Below are 20,944 nucleotides of genomic sequence, written 5' to 3'. Positions count from 1 at the left end.
TAATGGCAAAACCAATCGTAGCAATAGTAGGAAGACCCAATGTAGGGAAATCTACTTTATTCAATAAGTTAGCAGGTAAAAGAATATCCATAGTTGATGATAAACCAGGTGTAACAAGAGACAGGGTGTACGCTGATGCAGATTGGCTTAGACATAATTTCACAATAATTGATACAGGTGGTATTGAAGTTGAAAGTCAAGATATTATTTTAGCTCAAATGAGAAGACAGGCACAAATAGCTATAGAAACAGCGGATGTTATAATATTTATAGTAGATGGTAAACAAGGACTTACAGGTGCAGATACTGAAGTTGCACAAATGCTTAGGTCAAGTAAAAAACCAATAGTACTAGTTGTAAACAAAATAGATCATCTAGAACTAGAAGCTAATGCTTTTGAATTTTATAATTTAGGTATAGGGAATCCAGTAGCTATTTCAGCTACCCAAGGACTTGGACTGGGTGATATGTTAGATGAGGTAGTAGCACATTTTGAAAGCGTATATTCAAGTACAGAAAACGAAGAATATATTCAAGTTGCAGTTGTAGGTAAGCCAAATGTTGGTAAATCATCACTAATAAATAAAATGCTTGGTGAAGATAGAAATATAGTCACTGATATTGCAGGTACTACAAGAGATGCTATTGATAGTAAACTGGAAACTGCAGATGGTAAATTTGTTCTTATAGATACTGCAGGAATAAGAAGAAAAAGTAAAGTTAATGATGGGATTGAGAGATATAGTGTTATTAGATCGCTAGCTGCCGTTGAGAGAGCTGATGTAGTAATACTTATCATTGATGCTACAGATGAATTAAGTGATCAAGATGAGAAAATTATAGGGTATGCTCATGAAATGAAAAAAGCAATATTAATTATAGTGAATAAGTGGGATCTTATTGAAAAAGATGATAAAACTATGCTTGAGTATAAGAGAAAATTACAAGCTGGATTAAACTTTATGGCATATGCACCTTATTTATTTATATCTGCAAAAACAGGTCAAAGAGTACATAAGGTATTATCTACAGTTAAAGAATGTTTTGATAATTATTCAAAAAGAATTTCTACAGGGATACTTAACGAGGTTGTTAATAAAGCGGTTCTTATGCAAGAACCTCCAACAGTGGCGAATAAGAGACTTAAAATATTCTATGTTACTCAAGTAGACTCTAAACCGCCAACATTCGTGTTCTTTGTAAATAATTCGAATTTATTGCATTTCTCATATCAAAGATATTTAGAAAATCAATTGAGAAGTAGCTTTGAATTTAACGGAACAGGAATAAGGCTTATATTTAGGGAAAGGAAGGAATAGAATGCTAAAAGTTGCTTTTTTAGGTGGTGGGAGTTTTGGTACTGCATTATCCATTATGCTTGCCAAAAAAGGAACAAAAGTTAATATATGGGATAGAAAACTTGCTGTTATTAATGACATTAATATTAAACGAGAAAATATCAAATATTTACCGAGTGTTATCATACCAGCAGGAGTAACAGCATTCACTGATTTAGAATTGGTTATAAGTGAGAGTGATATAATAGTTCTGGCGGTGCCTTCACATGTAATAAGAGAGCTAAGTAAGAAGATAGCACCTTATTTAAAACAGAATCAAATTGTGGTTAGTATTGCAAAAGGAATCGAAGAGCATTCATTAAAAAGAATATCACAGGTAATAGAAGAAGAAATTCCAAATAATCCTATAGTAATACTATCAGGCCCTAGTCATGCCGAAGAGGTTGCTTTAGATATTCCTACAACAGTAGTAGTTTCATCTAAAAAAATGGAGTATGCAAAGATTGTTCAAGATGTATTCATGACCAATAAATTTAGAGTCTACACTAATGAAGACATTATTGGTGTGGAGATAGGCGGCGCTGTTAAAAACATTATTGCACTAGCTGCAGGAGTGTCAGATGGTATAGGCTACGGGGACAATTCAAAGGCTGCACTTATGACAAGAGGAATGAGTGAAATTATAAGGATAGGCACTGTACTTGGAGGTAAAACTGAAACCTTCTATGGCTTAACGGGTATGGGAGATCTTATTGTAACTTGTACTAGTATGCATAGTAGAAATAGAAGGGCAGGGATTCTAATTGGCAAGGGTATTCCTATGGATAAGGCTTGCGAGGACATCGGAATGGTAGTCGAGGGTATAAAAGCTACAAGAGCCTTCTATGAACTTAAAGAAAAACAGCAGGTGTCTATGCCAATAACAGATGCACTGTACAAAGTATTATTTGAAGGTAAAGAATGTAAATATGCGGTATATGAATTGATGTCAAGAAATAAAAAAAATGAATTCTAAAGATTATAAATAAGAATTTTAATATAAAAAACCAATTTTTCACTAAGTAATTAATGAAAAATTGGTTTTTTTTATATTTTTTTAATCAGTAGTAATAATTCATTGTTATCTAAAATATAATTATAATGTTAATAATAAGAATTGGGAGGGTATATCTTGGATAATTTTGATATATACAAGGATATAGCAGAGAGAACTCAAGGGGATATTTACGTAGGTGTTGTAGGTCCCGTAAGAACTGGAAAATCGACATTTATAAAGAGATTTATGGAGCTTTTGGTAATTCCTAAAATAGACAATCCCCATAAAAAAGAAAGAGCCATAGATGAACTACCTCAAAGTGGTTCAGGGAAATCAATTCATACTACTGAACCTAAATTTGTACCCAACGAAGCAGTAGAAATTGAATTTGAGGGTGGCACTAAATTCAAAGTAAGAATGGTTGATTGTGTTGGGTACATTGTTAAAGGAGCGCTAGGATATGCTGAAGGAGAAACACCTAAAATGGTTACAACTCCTTGGTACGACTATGAAATTCCATTTGAAGAAGCGGCAGAACTTGGAACAAAGAAGGTAATAAATGAACATTCAACTATTGGACTTTTGATCACTACAGATGGTTCTATCACAGGCATAGAACGAATGGAATATGTAGAAGCTGAAGAAAGGGTGGTTAATGAGCTTAAGGCCATTAATAAACCTTTTATAATGGTGTTAAATTCCAAAAATGCATCTACACCTGAAACAGCAGCCTTAGCAACGGAATTAGAAGAAAAATATGATGTGCCAGTTCAAGTTATGGATGTACTAAATATGAATGAGGGAGATATAGCCAATATATTCCAAAGGGTTCTTAAAGAATTCCCAGTTAAAGAAATTAACATAGATATGCCAGAGTGGATTGAAAATTTAAGTTCTAAGCATTGGGTAAAAATTAGCTTTATGAAATTCTTAAAAGATATGTGTAAGGATATATTTAAAGTTAGAGATATAAATAAATCTTTACTAAGCTTTAAAGAAGTTGATTTTTTAGATTCTGCAAGACTTGATGAAATGAATATGGGAGAAGGTACTGCCAGAGTTAATTTAATTCCTAGGCAAGAATTATTTTACAAAATACTAGGTGAAACTTGTGCTTGTGAAATAAAGGGAGAAAATGATCTGTTAACATTAATGGGAGAGTTCTCTAGAGCTAAAACCGAATATGATAAAATTGCAGATGCTTTAAGAGATGTTAAAGAAAAAGGATATGGACTTGTAGCACCACAACTTTCAGAAATGACTTTAGAAGAACCTGAAATAGTACAACATGGTGGCAGATATGGAGTTAAATTAAGGGCCTCGGCACCTTCACTTCATTTTATAAGGGCAGATATACAGACTGAAGTGTCCCCTATTATGGGTACGGAAAAGCAAAGTGAAGAGTTCTATAAATCCATCTTAGATCAGTTTGAAAATGATAAATCTCAAATTTGGCAGAGTAATATGTTTGGTAAATCTTTGGAAGTATTAGTTAAAGAGGGCCTTCAAAATAAATTATTTAAGATGCCTGATGATGTGCAAGTAAAAATTCAGAAGACTCTTCAAAGAATTATTAATGAGGGTAATGGCAGTTTAATCTGCATTATACTATAATTATATTTTTATAAGATTCAAAAGGCACGGAGAAAAACAAATAAAAAGTACGGGAATCATTTTAGAATGAAAAACCGTGCTTTTTTTATCTATAAACTAAGTTACTATTCAAGCTAATGGTCAATAGGGGGAATAATGCCTTATATAATAGTTGTAAGACATAGTTAGGTAGATAGGTAATACGACATAAGAATAAATATTATATGTGGTTAGAATGAGAATTTGCATATGTCATGCTTATTTTATATGTGTCTTATGTGAAGAAATGAGTTATTAGCATTAACTTCCTACTTTAGAATTGCACTATGTTTCTTGTTTCTTTTCCTTATATAACTACTTGCCATGAGCATCGTCCTCCTGAATTTCTATATAAGTATAGTTTATATCATTAACACTAGACTCTGAGTCAGTGTGGTATTTATGAACTTACTAAACAAATCATAGTTATTGAGACTGGATATAATAGAGAAACTATAGACAAGCTTCTTAATAGGTTCTGTGAGTACAATAAGATAGTTTATTGTGATGAAACAAAAGAAATTATGATTTTAAACTAGATAAAATTTAATCTGACAAATAACAGCAATGCAATTAAATGCGTAAATAAAGAATTAAGTAAAGTGAAAAACTTCAAGTTTATAGAGATACTTTACCGAAAGTGGGAGGTACAGGATTTAAAGGTAGAGAAAATATTTGGTTTTAAAAGAAACTTTAAAATACTATATAGAAAGCTATGAGTTTGAGGACATGGTTCAGCAAGGATATTTTTCTGTTATAAAAGCAATTGGTATGCACAAACTAGGCAGAATGATTGATGATAAACTTCTTTTTCAATAGATATTTTGGATTAGCCTATTTATAGGTATTAGTTAGCTTTAGGTTGTTTTTTACCCTATTGGTGTGATTCAGAGAAATGTTGGCGAGTCCCCTATTAGTGATTTAAGCATATGTTAATTGAATTAGAGATATAAATATAAATATGATATAATATTATGTAATTAAATTAAAAAATAAATTACATACTAATAGGATGAAATGGAAGGTAAAAATGCAAAGGCAATTGATATTAGATATAAATGAAATAGATGTTACATTAGTAGCAATTGAACAATAATTATGAAAAGGAGAAAATAATATGATATTTCTTATTTTTGCAATACTTTTCTCTTCAAGTTTAAATGTCTTATTTAAGTTTACTGAAAAAAGCAATTCTAACCGTTTAGCAGTCTGTTTTTTCAGTTTTCTAGGAGCAACTATCTTCAGCCTGATGCTTGCTTTTACACAAATGATATCTGACCCTCAATGGGTTACTTTATTCATATCTGAATTAGGACAAAGAACAGCTCAAGGCAGTAATTTAATTCGGATTACGCCATCTATATTCACATTGCTTCTTGCTTTATTTAATGGTTTTATCTATTTTGGTGCATTTTATTTATTACAAATAAGTACTGCACATAATGGCAGTGCAATGACGGCTACATTCAATAAGATTGGCGTCATGGTGCCGGCTATTTTATCTGTTATCTTCTTTCATGAAATCCCTAAGTTATTGCAGATTGTGGGTGTATTAGTTGCAATGTCAGCAATATTGGTTATTTACTTTAAAAAAGAGGAAAATAATATTGTAACCTTAAAATTCGCACTATTTGGTACATTCTTTCTTGGAGGGTTTTGTGACTTTACTTCTAAGATATACCAGATATATGGAACAGAAGAATTTCAAAGTTTGTTTATCTTTTTCACATTTCTGTTCTCATTTATAGTTACAGGAATATTCATGTTGGTTAAGGATCGTAGGATAAAGCGTACGGATATTATCTTTGGTCTTATAGCAGGAATCCCTTCTCAATTTATATCCCAGTTCTTACTGCGCGCTCTTACATCAATTCCTGCATTCGTTGTATTCCCCTTATTTTCAGTAGGTGTAATCCTAGTAGTTAATATTATTAACTTGCTATTCTTCAAAGAAAAACTGACTACACGTCAATTTATATCTATAGGCTTTATAGTTGTAGCAGTTGTTTTGCTAAATATGTGATGGCACTTGGTAAGTTAAGAACGAAAATAAAAAGTGGCTAGTAGGCTATATATACTGATCCTCATAAAATCTTATATTATCTAAATTAGTGGGAAATCAATTCTCATGAGAATAAATATATTTGTATATGTATTATTGTCTTTATTTTAGTAATAGCTTATGATAATAATAATATAATAAGTAATTAAGGAGAGATATAAAGTGAATGATTTTACACCGAAATATGTAATAATTCAAAACTATATTATTGATAAGATAAGCCAGGGTGATTTTGTCATAGGAGATAAATTACCATCAGAAAATGAGCTTTCTGTTATGTTTAATGTAAGCAGAGTTACCTCAAATAAGGCTGTTTCGGAATTAAATATACTTGGCATAGTAGAAAGGATCAGAGGAAAGGGTACATTTGTGAAATTTACAAATGAGGATTTTCTAGGTATGAAACATACACTTTCTAAATCATCTAAAATTTCATCTGAAATTTCTGAATTTAGAAACCATAAAGTAGTAAGTATTGAATTTATGAATGCAAATGAAAGTATAATTAAAAAACTTAATCTTAAAGAGGGGGAAGAGGTATGTAAAATCACAAGGGAAATGGTTGATTTAAAGGAGACTATAGCTATTGACTACTCTTATATCCCAGCATCAATAATTAATGGTAGTATACATAATGAAGAGAATTTGTCGAATTATTATCTACATGAATATCTTAAAAATATTTTAAATTTGAATCCGAAGTACCTTCACATACACATTGATGCCAAGTTTCCTAGCAAATTTGAAATGAATATGTTAAATGTTCCAAAAGATAGACCACTTATATCCTGGGAATCGAACATAATAGGTGAAAAAAATGAAATCATAGCCTATACCGTAACCATAGCAAAAGCAGATAAATATAAACCATTTATTAATTTTGAGTTAACGTAATACACAGTACTGCTGAAGGGGTATGTGTAGTAACATAACAGAAATTTACAACTTAATATAATTTATTTTCATATGTATAGAAACCATAGTGAAACAAGGATGTTTTACCTGTATTGTAAAATAAATAGAGATAGGCAAAAGCATCAAAAATTAAGGAGGCTAATTTGAACATAGCATTATTACAAGCGGAAAGCAATGGTGGGATATCACCATCTTATGAAAATAGGCAAATTTATATAATTATATACCCGTGGTACAGTTTAATGTTCTCCGGGTCTTTTTATGCCCAATTATAGAACATTTATTAAGAATTGAATGATACAGAGTTATACTAATATGATTTATATAAGAAAAAATGGGAGTAATTAGTTATGACAAATCAACAAAATATATTTTATAATATTTTACTAAAATAACAAATATTGGTTGACTTTTGGTTAAAAAAATTATAAACTAGAATTAAGAAGTTGTAAAGACAACAATACAGTTAATAATTCATAGATACAATAGTACTAGTGAACTAAAAATAATTACAATTACACTAGGGGGGGGTAATATGTCTTATTTGAGGTTAATACAGGATAAAATTCAACAGTTTGCAGATGATGTATGTTTAAGATTAAATGTTGACGTTACCGTTGTAGATCAAAATCTTGTAAGGATAGTTGGTACAGGAGACTATTATGAGCAGGTAAATAAAGATAGCCCTAAGAATTCCATTTTCTCTAAGATATTAAATTCCGGTAAATCTGAAATTAACGTTAGTAAGCTGGATAGTAACATATGCAGAGATTGTTATGCATACGTTGAATGCAAGGAAATTTGTAGCATGGCTTATCCCATTATTATAGGAAACAGCATTCTGGGAGTAATAGGATTTATCGCATTTAAGTCTGAACAAAAGAATCTAATGATTAATAAACAGAATGAATACTTCTATATTTTATCTCAGATTGTTGAACAAATTCAAAAGGAAATAGAAAACATCAGAATTTTAAATAGTCTCAATGTTGAAATTGCAGAAGTTGACGTAATTATTAACTCAATAGACAAGGGAATTATTATTTTAAATTCCGAAAAGGAAATAACCCATGTTAATGCAAAATCTATAAATATATTAGGTTTAAATCTTAGTTATGAGAAAGTACTTTATAAATCTGTGGAAAACGTAATAAAAAATATTATAACAAAAGGGACAAATGACATTGAAACTATGGGAGAATGGGAAGTAAATGGGAAAAAGCTAAAAGTATTATATAAAATAAGTAATATGGTATTGAATGATAAAAGAATATCAATTCTGATAAGCTTTGATGAAATAGAAGAAATATTGGATAGAGCACTGAATGCAAAGGGTGACTCCCAAATAAATTTTAATAATATAGTAGGCAAAAGTAAAAAATTAGTGAATGTTATTGAGAAAGCTAAGGTTTCAGCCCAAACTTCTGCGACAATTTTAATTCAAGGGGATAGTGGAACAGGAAAAGAATTAGTTGCCATGTCTATTCATAATTCAAGTCCTAGAAAAAACAGGCCATTTATTGCATTAAATTGTTCAACCATACCTGAAAATCTTTTAGAATCCGAGCTTTTTGGCTATGAGAAGGGTGCTTTCACAGGAGCAAACCCTCAGGGGAAAATAGGGAAATTTGAGTTAGCAAACAAGGGTACATTATTTTTAGACGAAATTGGAGATTTTCCATTGCATCTTCAACCCAAATTATTAAGAGTTCTTCAACAAAGAGAAATAGTAAGGGTAGGTGGTAACTATCCAATAAAAGTTGATGTAAGAATAATTACGGCAACTCACAAAGACCTTTTAGAGCTCGTGAAAGATCAAAAGTTTAGGCAAGATTTATATTATAGATTGAACGTTATACCATTGTGTATTCCTACGCTTGCTGAAAGAGAAGAGGATGTTCTGTTATGCTGTGGGTATATTCTCAATAATATATGTGAAAAAATGGGGATAACCCATAAAATAATATCAACAGAAGTTGAAAGAAAATTTTTATTATATAATTGGCCGGGAAATATTCGTGAACTTGAAAATGTTCTGGAATATGCAGTAATTTTTTCCGAAAATGAAGTAATTGAAATTAATGATATGCCTGATTATTTTATGTTAGATGAACCAAAAACAAATAAATTTTACTGTGAAGAATCAATTATAAAGGGAAATCTTGAAGAAATCACAAATATATTTCAGAGAAATATTATAGAACAGTATCTCAAACGATATGGAAGAACTATTGAAGGGAAAAAGGAAACTTCAAAAAAACTTGGTATAAGTTTAACCACATTATATAGAAGAATGAACGAATATGATTCATAGTTTTCAATTTTGATTATATATTTTCAAAATTGAAAACTTTAGAAACAAAAAATGAGCAATACGCTAATTTATAGTTGGCATTATAATTGCTATATGAATATATAAGCAAAGGAGTGATAATGTGGATTTCAATAAAATTGTAGATGTCTTAAGGAATCAGGTAAAACCAGCACTTGGTTGTACGGAACCAGTGGCAGTAGCTATAGCAGTTTCTAAAGCTTATAAGCAAATAGGAGGTGAAGTTAAAAGTATTGAAGTTAAGATAAGCCCGAATATTTACAAAAATGGTATGCGGGTTGGAATCCCAGGGACAACGGAAAAAGGGATAACTTTTGTGGCTGCATTGGCTGTTGTCTGTGGAGAACCGGAATCGGAATTTGAAGTTTTAAAAAATGTAAACGATATTTTTATAGCGACTGCCAAGAGAATTGTAGGTGATAATAAAGTAAAAATTAAAATTGAAGAAAATAAGGGGAAATTTTTCATAGAAGCTGTAGTAATCAGTGACCGTGGGGAAGCGAAATGTATTATTAAAGATTCACATACAAATATTGTATATGTTGAAAAAAACAGCTTAGTGGTATTTGAAAAAAATGAAACAATACAAAATGTAGATTTAGGTAAAATAGGAAATTTAACTATTAAAGAACTTAGAAATTTTATAGAAACAGTCCCTTTTGAAAATATTGAGTTCCTACTTGAAGGTGTAAAACTTAATATGAAGATGGCTGAAATAGGTCTTAAAAATAAGTCAGGCGCAGGTTTAGGTTCAGGAATTAAGGATCTTATGGATAGTGGGATTTTAGATAAGGGAATACTCAATGAAGTACGTTCAGCCACAGCAGCTGCAGCAGATGCAAGAATGGCAGGTGTAAATAGGCCGGTAATGAGTAGTGCGGGAAGCGGAAATCATGGAATTACAGCAATTATCCCGCCATGCATAATATGCAGGCATTTGGGATACGATGATGAAAAACTTGCAAGAGCTTTGGCATTTAGTCATCTAATAACTATTTATATCAAAGAATATACAGGTAAATTATCACCAATCTGTGGGTGTAGTGTTGCAGCAGGAATTGGAGCCTGTGTATCAGTGGCCTGGCTTATTGGATGCAATGATATACAAATTGTAGGAGCTATTAAAAATATGGTTGGCAATATTACCGGAATGGTTTGTGATGGTGCTAAAGGCGGATGTGCATTTAAGCTATCAACTGCATCTTCCGAAGCTATCTTACAGGCAGAACTGGCAAAAAATAATACAATCATATCTGATTTTGATGGAATAGTTGGAAATGATGCAGAAACCTCAATAAAGAACTTAGGTGAATTATGTATGAAAGGCATGGGGGACATAGATGGACAAATCATAGAAATAATGGTTGAGGAGCAACCAAGTGTAGTGGATTATTATATAATTTGATAATTATATTTTAACTTAATTACAAAAATAATTTATATTTATACCATTTTGATATATTAGTCATAAAAAATGCATAAGTTGTAAAGACAACAGTACAAATTTGTTAATGTTCTTAATAATTTTTAATGAAAACGATTGTAATTTATTAATTACAATCAGTAGTTTTGTATAATTTATTTTTTTAATATGAATAAATAAAAATATTGGAGCTGGGGAGGTAAAAAATGAAGGCTACGGTCATAGGAGCAGGTAATATTGGTATGGCAACAGGTGCATATCTTTCAGAGCTTGGATGTGATATAACAGTATATACAAGAGATGAGAGAAAAGCTGTGAAATTAAGATCTGAGGGCCTATATTCCGAGGGGAAAATTGAAGGACATTTTAACTTAAATGCCTATAGCAATTATAAGGATGCGCTTGCAGATGCAGAATATATTTTAATTACTACTCTTGCAAACAATCATCTGGATGTTTTTAAAGCAATAAAGCCTTATTTGGAAAAGGGACAAAAAATAATTATTTTTAATGGTAATTGGGGTGCTTTTGAAGCTAAGGAATATTACAAGAATTTTTTAAAGGATAATGAAATAATAGTAGCTGAAACAGGTGCTATGCTTTTTATGGCAAAGGCATATGAGATTGGAAAGGTTAATATTCTTGGAATTAAGAAACAGATTACAATAAGTACAATTAATTCTAATGATGTGGATATTGTATTAAATGATTTAAAGAATATATTCCCACAATTTAAAAAGGTAAGCAGCATATATGAAACTTCAATTAGCACCACAAATCCAGTAATTCATGTTCCTTTAACGATATTTAATCTTGCAAGAATAGAGGAGGGGCAGGACTTTTCTTTTTATGGTGAGGGGGTATCCAAATCTGAAATAGCGTATATTGAGGGCATAGACAAAGAGAGAATATCAATTGCAGAAAGAATTGGATTTACTTGTCCATCAATTCTTGAATCAATTAACAGTTTTTTCGATATTAAATATGACAATTTATATGATGCCCTTAACAAAAATGAAATTTATATAAAAGGCAAGGCTCCAACAAGTTTGTCACATAGGTATATAACAGAGGATATACCATATGGAATTGTACCAATAGTGAAACTTGGTAAAGTTCTTGGAATAGACACCAAGTATTCAGAAGCACTAGTTAAGCTTGCTGGATTGGTATTGAATATTAACTTTTTAGAAGCTGGAGTCAGCATTTTTAAAGAAAATATTATTTCATAAAAATAAAAATTAGTATAGAAGGAGGATATATATCATGAACAGAGAAGAACGAATAAGAGCTGCTTTAAATTCTGAGGAAGTTGACAGAATTCCAGCCAGTGTATGGATGCATTTTTCTGAAGTTGATCAAGATACCACGGCTTTAGCAGAAGCTCAGGTGGCATTTAATGAAAGGTACGATTTTGATTTTATAAAGTTAATGCCATTCGGAACCTATTCAATTCAGGATTGGGGTGCAAAAATAAAGATATATTGTGACAAGTACAAGGAACCAATAGTTGAGGATAGGCCTATTAAATCAATAAATGATTGGAATAATTTAGAAGTATTGCCTGCTGTGTATGGAACATGGGGGAAACAGCTTCAGTTGGCTCAAAAGGTGTCCAAACTAAGAAAAAAACATACCCCTATAATACAGACTATATTCAGTCCCTTTAGCACAGCAAGAAAGCTTGCAGGAGATAGAATATTTAATGATATGAAAGAAAATCCGAAAATATTAAGTTCTGCTTTGGAAGTAATAGCTCAGACAACTAAAAACTTCATTAAAGAAAATATAAATGCAGGTGTGGACGGATTTTTCTTAGCCACACAGACTGCGAGTTATGATTTAATGGATGATATTTCATATAAAAACTTTTGTGAGTATTATGACCTTAAGGTAATTGATTCCTATAAGGATAGGACATACTTTAATACAATGCATATACATGGTGATAATATTATGTTTAATACAATAAAAAATTATCCCGGTACTTGTCTTAATTGGCATGACAGATATGCAAAACCTGACTTTGCACAAGCAAGACAGCTGACCGGTAAATGCTTTTTAGGTGGAATCAAGGAAGTTCCTTATTTTGTTGACGGAGTACTTCATTACAACAGCATACTGTTGGACAGTAATCCAGAGCAGATTGAAAAACACGTTACTGAAGCAATTAAGATGGTAGATGGAAAAGGCCTAATAATAGGACCGGGCTGTGTATGTGACCCAAAGACAGCAGATGAAAACCTTTACGCTGTAAGAAGGGCTGCAGATAATTACTCGAAATCGGATTATGTAATTGCTTCAAAAGAAATAGATGGGAATTGCTATGATGCCTTAACAGTAGGGGATAGTCACTCTGAATCAACAATAAATATCTAATAAATGAAAAAGTAAATAATAAGGTGAGTTAAAATAAATAAATGGAGGGATTTAAAATGCAACAAACAAATAAAAATCAAACCAGAGTTAAAATGGGGAAAGCATTTAGTGCTGTTGACTTAATAACAGTCGTTGTTTTTGCTGCATTAATTAGAATTCTATTTTTAGTATTTAAGACATTTGGGGTTGTATTCCCATTTAACCACTCGTTTATGATGTTATTTAGTTCATTCTGTTTGGTTTCTTGTCTAGTGGTTACTAGAAAAAAATATGCAGGTGTGTTTTTTACAATAGGCTGGGTCTGCATTAACTTCTTCCTGCAGGGTGAAGTACCTCATTACTTTGCATGTATAGTATTGCTTCCGCTATTACCCGAAATTTATTTAGCTATTAGATGCAAGGCATTCAGCAATCCCGATGATATATTTACCAGCACTATTGATATGATTGTCTATTCAGTTATATATAACGTTTTATACTTTGTATTTAATTTTGTTATGATAATATACGTATTTATGATTCCTGTTGTAATGCCATTAGTTATGGCTGCATTTGCAGTAGGAGTAGTATGTATGGTAATTGGAACTATGATGGGGTTGGGTATAGGTAAAAAGATTAGCACACTTATTAATTAAATCTAAGTAAAAAATAAATATTAAAAACTCACCTTAGTATTTATTTGATATATAAAATAATTGTTTAAATATATTTGGAGGTAACTTATGAATACAATGAATTTTGCATCAAATTATGAGAAAGATAAATGGATTCATAGAATGGACCCAAGGGTTAAATTGATATTTATAATATCTTTTGTTATGATCCCACTTTTATTTACTGATATTAGGTACTTGCTTGCAATTGCTTTAATACTTACTCCTATTTGGATAAGTGCCAGTATAGACATAAAGTCTATACTGCCCTTATTAATTGCAATTTTAGTTTTTAGTATCACAGCAGTTGTTTTTGCTACCTTCTATAACTATAATATTCCTGGTCAAAAAATACTTTTTAAGTTAGGTCCACTGATAGCCACTGATATTGGATTTATTTCAGGCTTAACTCTTGGTTTTAGATCTGCATTACCATCTCTGGTTGTTTTGATATTAATATGTACTACTGACCCCGCTGAGCTTGCAAAGGCTATGATGAAAATGAAAATGCCTCTTACAGTGGCTTTTATGATGCTTGCAGCTTTAAGAATGTTCCCGATGATTGCTGAGGAAATGTCTAATATCTCAACCGCCCAAACAATCAGAGGAATAGATAAAAAGGGATTCAAAGGGAGCTTCAGAGCCTTTAAGATGGCAGCATTTCCTCTAATGATAAACTCCCTCAGAAGGAGCAGAACTATGGGACTTGCAATTGAAAGCAAAGGATTTGGTAAAAGAGCATGGAAAGATTATTACCAGGTTTTCAAATTAGATAAAATAGATTATACAGTTTTGGTAGTAACAATTATTCTAATTGTTGCATCAATCTATATAAGATACGGTCTAGGTTTAGGTATAAACACATTAGTAGTACCATAAGATAATGATTAATCGTTTCAAATTGGGGGGATATTACATGGAAGTTAAAAAAGTATTAGATATTAAAAATCTTAGTTTTACCTATCCGTTAGCGAAGAAAAAAGCTATAAATAATCTGAATTTTGAAATAAACAAAGGTGAATTTGTATTGATGTGTGGTTCGAGTGGAAGTGGGAAAACTACTCTTGCAAAGTGCCTAAATGGAATTATACCTCATCTTGCGAATGGCAATATAGAAGGCGATGTAATAGTTAACGGAAAAAACACTCAGGATGTAAAAATGCATGAGATTTCATCGGAAATAGGCATGGTATTTCAAAATCCGGAGGATCAGATATTCTCCATTAGAGTGGATGATGAAGTTGCATTTGGAGTTGAATGTCAGGGCTATAAACGAGATGAGATTGTTAAAAGGGTTAAATATGCGTTAAAGAAGCTTAGAATAGAGGATATCAGCAGACATCTAACATTTTCTCTTTCAGGAGGACAAAAACAAAAGGTGTCCATAGCCAGTAATCTGGCTATGCTTCCTTCAATTATAATTCTAGATGACCCTACAACGGATTTGGATCCTATAAGTAAGCAAGAGGTAATGGATATACTCCAGGAACTTAAAAATGAAGTCGATGTTACATTTATAGTAATTGAACATGATTTAACGGATTTATTGGAATTTGCAGACAGAGTCATTGTAATGCATGACGGAGAAATAATACTAAATGGCAAGCCAGACCAGATATTCTATGAGCAATTTTTACTTCTTGATAAAATTGGTGTCAGAATTCCGGATCATATAAGACTTGGTAAATATCTCATAGAACAAGGAATTATATCTGCAAAGGATGGTTATCCGATAAAAAAGGAAACTCTAAAGAAACTTACAAGGAAAGCTATTCTTAATAGATCGTTGATAATACCTGATATAAAGTATAAGGATTATACAATTAAAAGCACTGAAAAGGTTGCAGAAATTAAACATGTAAACTTTACTTATCCTGAAGCAAAAAAACAAACATTATTTGATGTCAATTTTGATATTTATAAGGGTGAATTCTTCGGAATAGTTGGACATAACGGCTCCGGAAAATCCACTATAATGAAAAACATACTTGGGCTGTTAAAACCAACCTCTGGCGATGTATTTATAAATGGGAAAAATACAAAAGATATTGATATTTCAAAATTAATATTAGATATTGGATATGTATTCCAAAACCCAGATAATCAGCTGTTTTGTAATACTGTCAGAGAAGAAATTGAGTTTGGGTTAAGAGATAAAAATTTACCAGAGGATGTAATTAGAAAGGAAGCAGATAAGGCCCTTGATATTGTAGAACTTAAAGCAAAAGAAAATGATCATCCATTCTCCCTAAGCCGTGGTCAAAGGCAAAGATTGGCTGTAGCAACAATGTTAGTTGCAAATCCGAAAATAATAATGCTCGATGAACCCACTACAGGTTTGGATGAAAAAAATCTTGCTAGTTTGTTGAAGTTGATGCAGGAGATTATTTATAATTTTGGAGGAACTCTTATTATGGTAACCCATGATATGGAAGTTGTAGCCAAGTATGCTACAAGAGTAATAGTTGTAAATCATGGAAATGTAGTTCTTAATGGGAATCCTGATGAAATATTTGGAAATCATTACAACGAATTAGATGACCTAAAGCTAAAGCCTACAATAATTGCTTCAATGAGTTCAGAGTTAAAGGATGTCTCTATGCCATTTATTCCAAATTGGGATATTTTTGAAAAACAGGTAGTTAATAATAACAACTCTAATGAGGACAATGCAAAATATATTAGCTCAGTGATATAAGACGATTACTTTACTGCAATATTAAAAAAGAAATATTATCAAATTAGTTGTCAAAAAAATAATAGTTTAGCGTTGAAAAAGAAAAACAACATTAAAATATAATACTATATATGTTAATATGTCGCCATATTCTTTGAGCGCATTGATACCTACAGTACAAACTAAGCAGTTGGTGAACTTATAAAAAGGTGCATGATGCTGGACCTTAATTGCAACAGGGTGAATTATATACCTGTGGGACAGTTTAATGTTCTACGGGTTTTCTTTGTATAAAAATAAATTAAATATCAATTTAAAGCAGAGGTGTGTTAATTGAATAGTGAAGAAAGATGTAAGATTGGTATCAAAATATCTAAGGTATCAATAGTTTTAAATGTTTTATTATCCACATTTAAATTATTTGCAGGTATTGTAGGTAGAAGTGGAGCTATGATTGCTGATGGAATACACTCACTTTCTGATGTGCTAGCTTCAATAGTTGTAATATTGGGGTTGAATTTAGCTAAAAAACCTGCCGATGAAGATCATCCATATGGTCATGAAAAAATGGAGCCTGTTGTAGCTAAGATAGTGGCAACAATATTGTTAATTACAGCACTACTAATTGGATTCAATGGTATTAAGAGCATTGTAAATGGAACAACCATAATTCCGGAAAAAATTGCGTTGTATGCAGCTATACTTTCTATAATAGTTAAAGAGTGGATGTATAGATATACTGTTAAAGGTGCTAAAAAAATTGAAAGTTCAGCTCTTATGGCAGAAGCTTGGCATCATAGATCCGATGCATTATCATCTATTGGAACAGTAGTTGGAATTGCAGGAGCTAGAATGGGTTATCCGATATTAGATCCAATTGCAGCATTACTAATATGTGTTTTAATAACCAAAGTAGCCATAGATATTTATAAACAAGCTGTTAATCAATTAGTTGATCATAGCGCTGATACAAATATCATTATTGACATAAAAAAATCAATTGAAAATACAAATGGTGTTATAACTTTAGATGAGCTAAAGACTAGAGTAAGTGCTAATAGATTATATGTAGATGTAGAAATAAGTGTTAATAGAGATATATCGGTTTATGAAGGTCATGATATTGCGGAGAGTGTTCATAATAATATAGAAGGTCTGAACAATAGGGTTAAACATTGTATGGTCCATGTTAATCCTTTGAAGATAACACAGTTAGACTGTGAAAATAATGAAATTAATTTAAACGGCTAAAGCTCTAAATTCCATTGGGCTAAGGCTGTTTAGCCATATCTTATAAATAAACTGTGTAAAAATTAATCCAACTACTATAATAAATATGAAAAATAGAAAGTAAAAACTTCCGATTTTTACTATGATCTCTGAGGACCTAACATAAACTGGAAGTTTATGTTAGCTACTTTATCTTGCAAACCCTATACACATTTTCAAAACCACTTCCTGTAGCATTACTGCTATATCCTGGTCCGTATAAAGTGTTTTTGGCTTGGAAGCTGAAATCTTGTTTTTTTATTAGAATTTAAGAATCTGAAATTGTTAAAAAAACGAAGGTGAAAATTTATTATTTTAACAAAATAAAAGGTTGGAGGTATGTTACCATGGGAAGTAAAATGCTAGGAAAATACTTGAAAGAAAATTTAGAAGATTTAAAAAGTAAAGGTTTGTATAATGAAATAAATGTTTTAAAAAGTTCAAATGGGCCTGTTATTACAATAGGAGATAAAAAATTAATAAACCTTTCTTCAAATAATTATTTAGGTCTTGCAACTAATTCTAGACTTATTGAAGCTACCACTTCCGCAACTAAGAAATATGGTGCAGGTGCAGGTGCTGTTAGAACAATTAATGGTACTTTGGAAATTCACACAGACTTAGAACAAAAACTTGCCAAATTTAAACACACTGAAGCAGCTATTGCATTCCAGTCAGGATTCAATTGTAATATGGGTGCTATCTCAGCAGTAATGAGCAAAAAAGACGCAATTCTCTCGGATTCACTAAATCATGCATCAATAATAGATGGATGTAGATTATCAGGTGCGAAAATTATAAGAGTGGAGCACTCTGATATGGTAGATTTAAGAAATAAGGCAAAAGAAGCAGTAGAATCAGGTTTATATGAAAAAATCATGGTAATTACTGATGGTGTATTTTCTATGGACGGTGACATAGCAAAACTTCCGGAAATTGTTAAGATAGCAGAAGAATTTGACTTAATAACATATGTAGATGATGCGCATGGTTCAGGAGTACTCGGGGGTGGGGTAGGTACAGTACATCACTTTAATTTATCAGATAAAATAGATTTCCAAATTGGAACATTATCAAAGGCAATTGGAGCTGTAGGCGGATATGTAGCTGGAACAAAGGATTTAATTGATTGGCTTATGGTTCGGGCAAGACCGTTCCTATTCTCAACATCATTAACTCCTGGAGCTGCAGGTGCAGCTATTGAAGCTATTAACATCCTTACAGAAAGTACTGAGCTTAATGATAAACTTTGGGATAATGCTAATTATTTGAAGAAGGGCCTAAAAGAACTTGGGTTTGATATTGGAAACAGTGAAACTCCGATTACTCCATGTATAATAGGAGACGAAGTTAAAACTCAAGAGTTTAGTAAAAGACTTTTTGAAGAAGGCGTTTATGCAAAATCAATAGTATTCCCAACTGTTAGAAAAGGAACTGGAAGAGTAAGAAATATGCCTACGGCAGCTCATACAAAGGAAATGTTAGATGAATCATTATCTATTTATGCAAAAGTTGGTAGAGAAATGCAAATAATAAAATAAAAACGTTATTGGGCTATTCAAAATTATAAGACATTTATTATATATGGAGGGAATAGGATGAAAAAAATATTGGTAACAGGAGCCTTGGGACAAATAGGTTCAGAACTAGTAATGAAGATGAGAGAGGTTTATGGTAGTGACAATGTAATAGCTACAGATTTAAGGAAACTAGAGGAGAGCCCAGTAGTTACAAGTGGGCCTTTTGAGCTACTAGATGTAACTGATCATAAAACTATGCTCTTTCTTTGTAAAAAACATAAAGTAGACACTCTCATACATTTAGCAGCTTTATTATCAGCAACAGCTGAAACAAAGCCACTACTTGCTTGGACTATAAATATGGGTGGGCTTGTAAATGCTCTAGAAGTTGCTAGAGAACTTAAGCTTTCGTTCTTTACACCAAGTTCCATAGGTGCATTTGGACCAACCACTCCTAAAGATAATACTCCTCAGGATACAATACAAAGGCCTACAACTATGTATGGTGTAAACAAAGTTGCGGGAGAATTATTATGTGATTATTACTTTAAGAAGTTTGGAGTTGACACAAGAGGAGTACGTTTTCCAGGGTTAATTTCTTATGAAGTTCTTCCAGGTGGAGGAACTACTGATTATGCTGTGGATATATATTATGAAGCATTAAAGTCAGGTAATTACACTTCCTTTATTGATAAAGGAACTAAGATGGATATGATGTATATGCCAGATGCAATAAACGCAATAATTGATTTAATGGAAGATGATGGATCAAAATTAATCCATAGAAATGCATTTAATATAGCAGCTATGAGTTTTGAACCAGAAGAAATAGCCGCTGAAATAAAAAAACATATACCAGAATTTAAAATGGAATATGATGTGGATCTAGCTAGACAAGGAATTGCTGATTCATGGCCAAATTCAATTGATCCAACGTGTGCTAAGGATGAGTGGGGCTTTGATGCTAAATATGATTTAGCAAAAATGACTACTGATATGCTCCAAAAATTAAGGGCTAAAGGAATAGGTACTAAATGAATAAAAAAAACATCAAAGCAGTGCTAGAAATTCTTAATGAGACATATGCTGGAGCGAAGTGCGGACTTGATTTTACAAATCATTACGAACTTTTAGTTTCTACCATACTATCAGCACAATGCACAGATGAGCGAGTAAATATTGTTACAAAAGAGCTATACACGAAGTACAATACGCCAGGAACTATGATTATATTATCCCAGGTGGAACTAGGAGAAAAAATTAAAAGTTGTGGTTTTTATAATAATAAGAGTAAAAATATCTTAGCTGCTACAAAACTTATATTAGAAAAGCATAATGGAGAAGTACCTAGCACTATGGAAGAATTAACAGAGCTTAACGGTGTAGAGAGAAAAACCGCTAATGTTGTACTATCTAATGCTTTCTGAATACCTGCAATAGCTGTAGATACCCACGTTTTTAGAGTTTCAAAAAGAATTGGGTTTGCCGCAGGGAAAAACGTAGAAGAGGTAGAATAGGAGCTTATGAAAAATATTCCTAAAAAAATATGGAGTGATGCTAATCATTATATTATATGGTATGGGCGAAAAATATGTAAAGCTAGGAAACCTAATTGCCAGGAGTGTCCTATAGCCCCTTATTGTGAATTTTTAAATGGTAAAAGCAATTTTAATAAAACCCCGAAGATTAAGCCTAGACCCGCTAGTGTTTAGTTCAAAGTTTGGGGATTAATAAATAAACACCCTTAA

At 31.8% G+C, this 20,944-nt stretch carries 16 protein-coding genes, 1 pseudogene and 1 riboswitch; all 17 genes and pseudogenes read left to right on the top strand.

The window, feature by feature from the left end; all coding sequences use genetic code 11:
* Positions 1–2 precede the first annotated feature (2 nt).
* On the top strand, positions 3–1,319 hold the full coding sequence (gene der / locus JJD95_RS01705; RefSeq protein ID WP_291639697.1) for a ribosome biogenesis GTPase Der: 1,317 nt from the start codon (positions 3–5) through the stop codon (positions 1,317–1,319).
* Between the two features lies 1 nt (position 1,320).
* Entirely contained in the window at positions 1,321–2,313 is a 993-nt protein-coding gene (locus JJD95_RS01700; protein ID WP_291639695.1) for an NAD(P)H-dependent glycerol-3-phosphate dehydrogenase, read from the top strand.
* Between the two features lie 156 nt (positions 2,314–2,469).
* Positions 2,470–3,948 (top strand): stage IV sporulation protein A, encoded by a 1,479-nt coding sequence (gene spoIVA, locus JJD95_RS01695; RefSeq protein ID WP_291639693.1) that lies wholly within the window; start codon positions 2,470–2,472, stop codon positions 3,946–3,948.
* Positions 3,949–4,641: 693 nt separating this feature from the next.
* The gene (locus JJD95_RS01690) at positions 4,642–4,785 is read left to right on the top strand and encodes a hypothetical protein (RefSeq protein WP_291639689.1); all 144 of its coding nucleotides are present in this window, start codon (positions 4,642–4,644) and stop codon (positions 4,783–4,785) included.
* A gap of 298 nt (positions 4,786–5,083) precedes the next feature.
* On the top strand, positions 5,084–5,989 hold the full coding sequence (locus JJD95_RS01685; RefSeq protein ID WP_291639687.1) for an EamA family transporter: 906 nt from the start codon (positions 5,084–5,086) through the stop codon (positions 5,987–5,989).
* A 201-nt stretch (positions 5,990–6,190) separates the two neighbouring features.
* Complete coding sequence (locus JJD95_RS01680; protein WP_291639684.1) at positions 6,191–6,922, top strand: GntR family transcriptional regulator; 732 nt, start codon at positions 6,191–6,193, stop codon at positions 6,920–6,922.
* 556 nt (positions 6,923–7,478) lie between these two features.
* Complete coding sequence (locus JJD95_RS01675) at positions 7,479–9,257, top strand: sigma 54-interacting transcriptional regulator (protein ID WP_291639682.1); 1,779 nt, start codon at positions 7,479–7,481, stop codon at positions 9,255–9,257.
* Between the two features lie 121 nt (positions 9,258–9,378).
* Complete coding sequence (locus tag JJD95_RS01670; RefSeq protein WP_291639680.1) at positions 9,379–10,680, top strand: serine dehydratase subunit alpha family protein; 1,302 nt, start codon at positions 9,379–9,381, stop codon at positions 10,678–10,680.
* Between the two features lie 224 nt (positions 10,681–10,904).
* Positions 10,905–11,930 (top strand): NAD/NADP octopine/nopaline dehydrogenase family protein, encoded by a 1,026-nt coding sequence (locus JJD95_RS01665; protein ID WP_291639677.1) that lies wholly within the window; start codon positions 10,905–10,907, stop codon positions 11,928–11,930.
* 34 nt (positions 11,931–11,964) lie between these two features.
* Complete coding sequence (locus JJD95_RS01660; RefSeq protein WP_291639675.1) at positions 11,965–13,077, top strand: uroporphyrinogen decarboxylase family protein; 1,113 nt, start codon at positions 11,965–11,967, stop codon at positions 13,075–13,077.
* A gap of 56 nt (positions 13,078–13,133) precedes the next feature.
* Complete coding sequence (locus tag JJD95_RS01655; RefSeq protein ID WP_291639673.1) at positions 13,134–13,712, top strand: hypothetical protein; 579 nt, start codon at positions 13,134–13,136, stop codon at positions 13,710–13,712.
* 87 nt (positions 13,713–13,799) lie between these two features.
* Positions 13,800–14,609 (top strand): energy-coupling factor transporter transmembrane protein EcfT, encoded by an 810-nt coding sequence (locus JJD95_RS01650; protein ID WP_291639671.1) that lies wholly within the window; start codon positions 13,800–13,802, stop codon positions 14,607–14,609.
* Positions 14,610–14,646: 37 nt separating this feature from the next.
* Positions 14,647–16,428: an ABC transporter ATP-binding protein gene (locus tag JJD95_RS01645; RefSeq protein ID WP_291639669.1), complete on the top strand. Its 1,782-nt coding sequence runs from the start codon at positions 14,647–14,649 to the stop codon at positions 16,426–16,428.
* A 151-nt stretch (positions 16,429–16,579) separates the two neighbouring features.
* A riboswitch (NiCo riboswitch) is annotated at positions 16,580–16,673 on the top strand.
* A 67-nt stretch (positions 16,674–16,740) separates the two neighbouring features.
* Entirely contained in the window at positions 16,741–17,658 is a 918-nt protein-coding gene (locus JJD95_RS01640) for a cation diffusion facilitator family transporter (protein ID WP_291639667.1), read from the top strand.
* Between the two features lie 365 nt (positions 17,659–18,023).
* Positions 18,024–19,217 carry a glycine C-acetyltransferase gene (locus JJD95_RS01635; protein ID WP_291639665.1) on the top strand — a complete coding sequence of 398 codons (1,194 nt, stop codon included), beginning with the start codon at positions 18,024–18,026 and terminating at the stop codon, positions 19,215–19,217.
* Positions 19,218–19,274: 57 nt separating this feature from the next.
* Complete coding sequence (locus JJD95_RS01630; RefSeq protein WP_291639663.1) at positions 19,275–20,234, top strand: L-threonine 3-dehydrogenase; 960 nt, start codon at positions 19,275–19,277, stop codon at positions 20,232–20,234.
* Positions 20,231–20,908: pseudogene (nth, locus tag JJD95_RS01625) on the top strand (endonuclease III). The gene JJD95_RS01630 and the pseudogene nth overlap by 4 nt, the downstream one beginning before the upstream one ends.
* The last annotated feature ends 36 nt before the right edge of the window (positions 20,909–20,944 follow it).

The sequence above is a fragment of the Clostridium sp. genome (assembly GCF_016650035.1).
In the GTDB taxonomy this organism is placed as follows: Bacteria; Bacillota; Clostridia; order Clostridiales; family Clostridiaceae; genus Clostridium_AD.
The sequence above is the reverse complement of the archived record's forward strand: the minus strand, read 5'-3'. Positions and strand labels throughout refer to the sequence as shown.

Coding starts and splice junctions, on each gene's coding strand:
- JJD95_RS01650 (WP_291639671.1), top strand. CDS start 13,800: ATGAATACAATGAATTTTGCATCAAATTATGAGAAAGATAAATGGATT.
- JJD95_RS01655 (WP_291639673.1), top strand. CDS start 13,134: ATGCAACAAACAAATAAAAATCAAACCAGAGTTAAAATGGGGAAAGCA.
- der (WP_291639697.1), top strand. CDS start 3: ATGGCAAAACCAATCGTAGCAATAGTAGGAAGACCCAATGTAGGGAAA.
- JJD95_RS01645 (WP_291639669.1), top strand. CDS start 14,647: ATGGAAGTTAAAAAAGTATTAGATATTAAAAATCTTAGTTTTACCTAT.
- JJD95_RS01630 (WP_291639663.1), top strand. CDS start 19,275: ATGAAAAAAATATTGGTAACAGGAGCCTTGGGACAAATAGGTTCAGAA.
- JJD95_RS01675 (WP_291639682.1), top strand. CDS start 7,479: ATGTCTTATTTGAGGTTAATACAGGATAAAATTCAACAGTTTGCAGAT.
- JJD95_RS01635 (WP_291639665.1), top strand. CDS start 18,024: ATGGGAAGTAAAATGCTAGGAAAATACTTGAAAGAAAATTTAGAAGAT.
- JJD95_RS01665 (WP_291639677.1), top strand. CDS start 10,905: ATGAAGGCTACGGTCATAGGAGCAGGTAATATTGGTATGGCAACAGGT.
- JJD95_RS01660 (WP_291639675.1), top strand. CDS start 11,965: ATGAACAGAGAAGAACGAATAAGAGCTGCTTTAAATTCTGAGGAAGTT.
- JJD95_RS01700 (WP_291639695.1), top strand. CDS start 1,321: ATGCTAAAAGTTGCTTTTTTAGGTGGTGGGAGTTTTGGTACTGCATTA.
- JJD95_RS01685 (WP_291639687.1), top strand. CDS start 5,084: ATGATATTTCTTATTTTTGCAATACTTTTCTCTTCAAGTTTAAATGTC.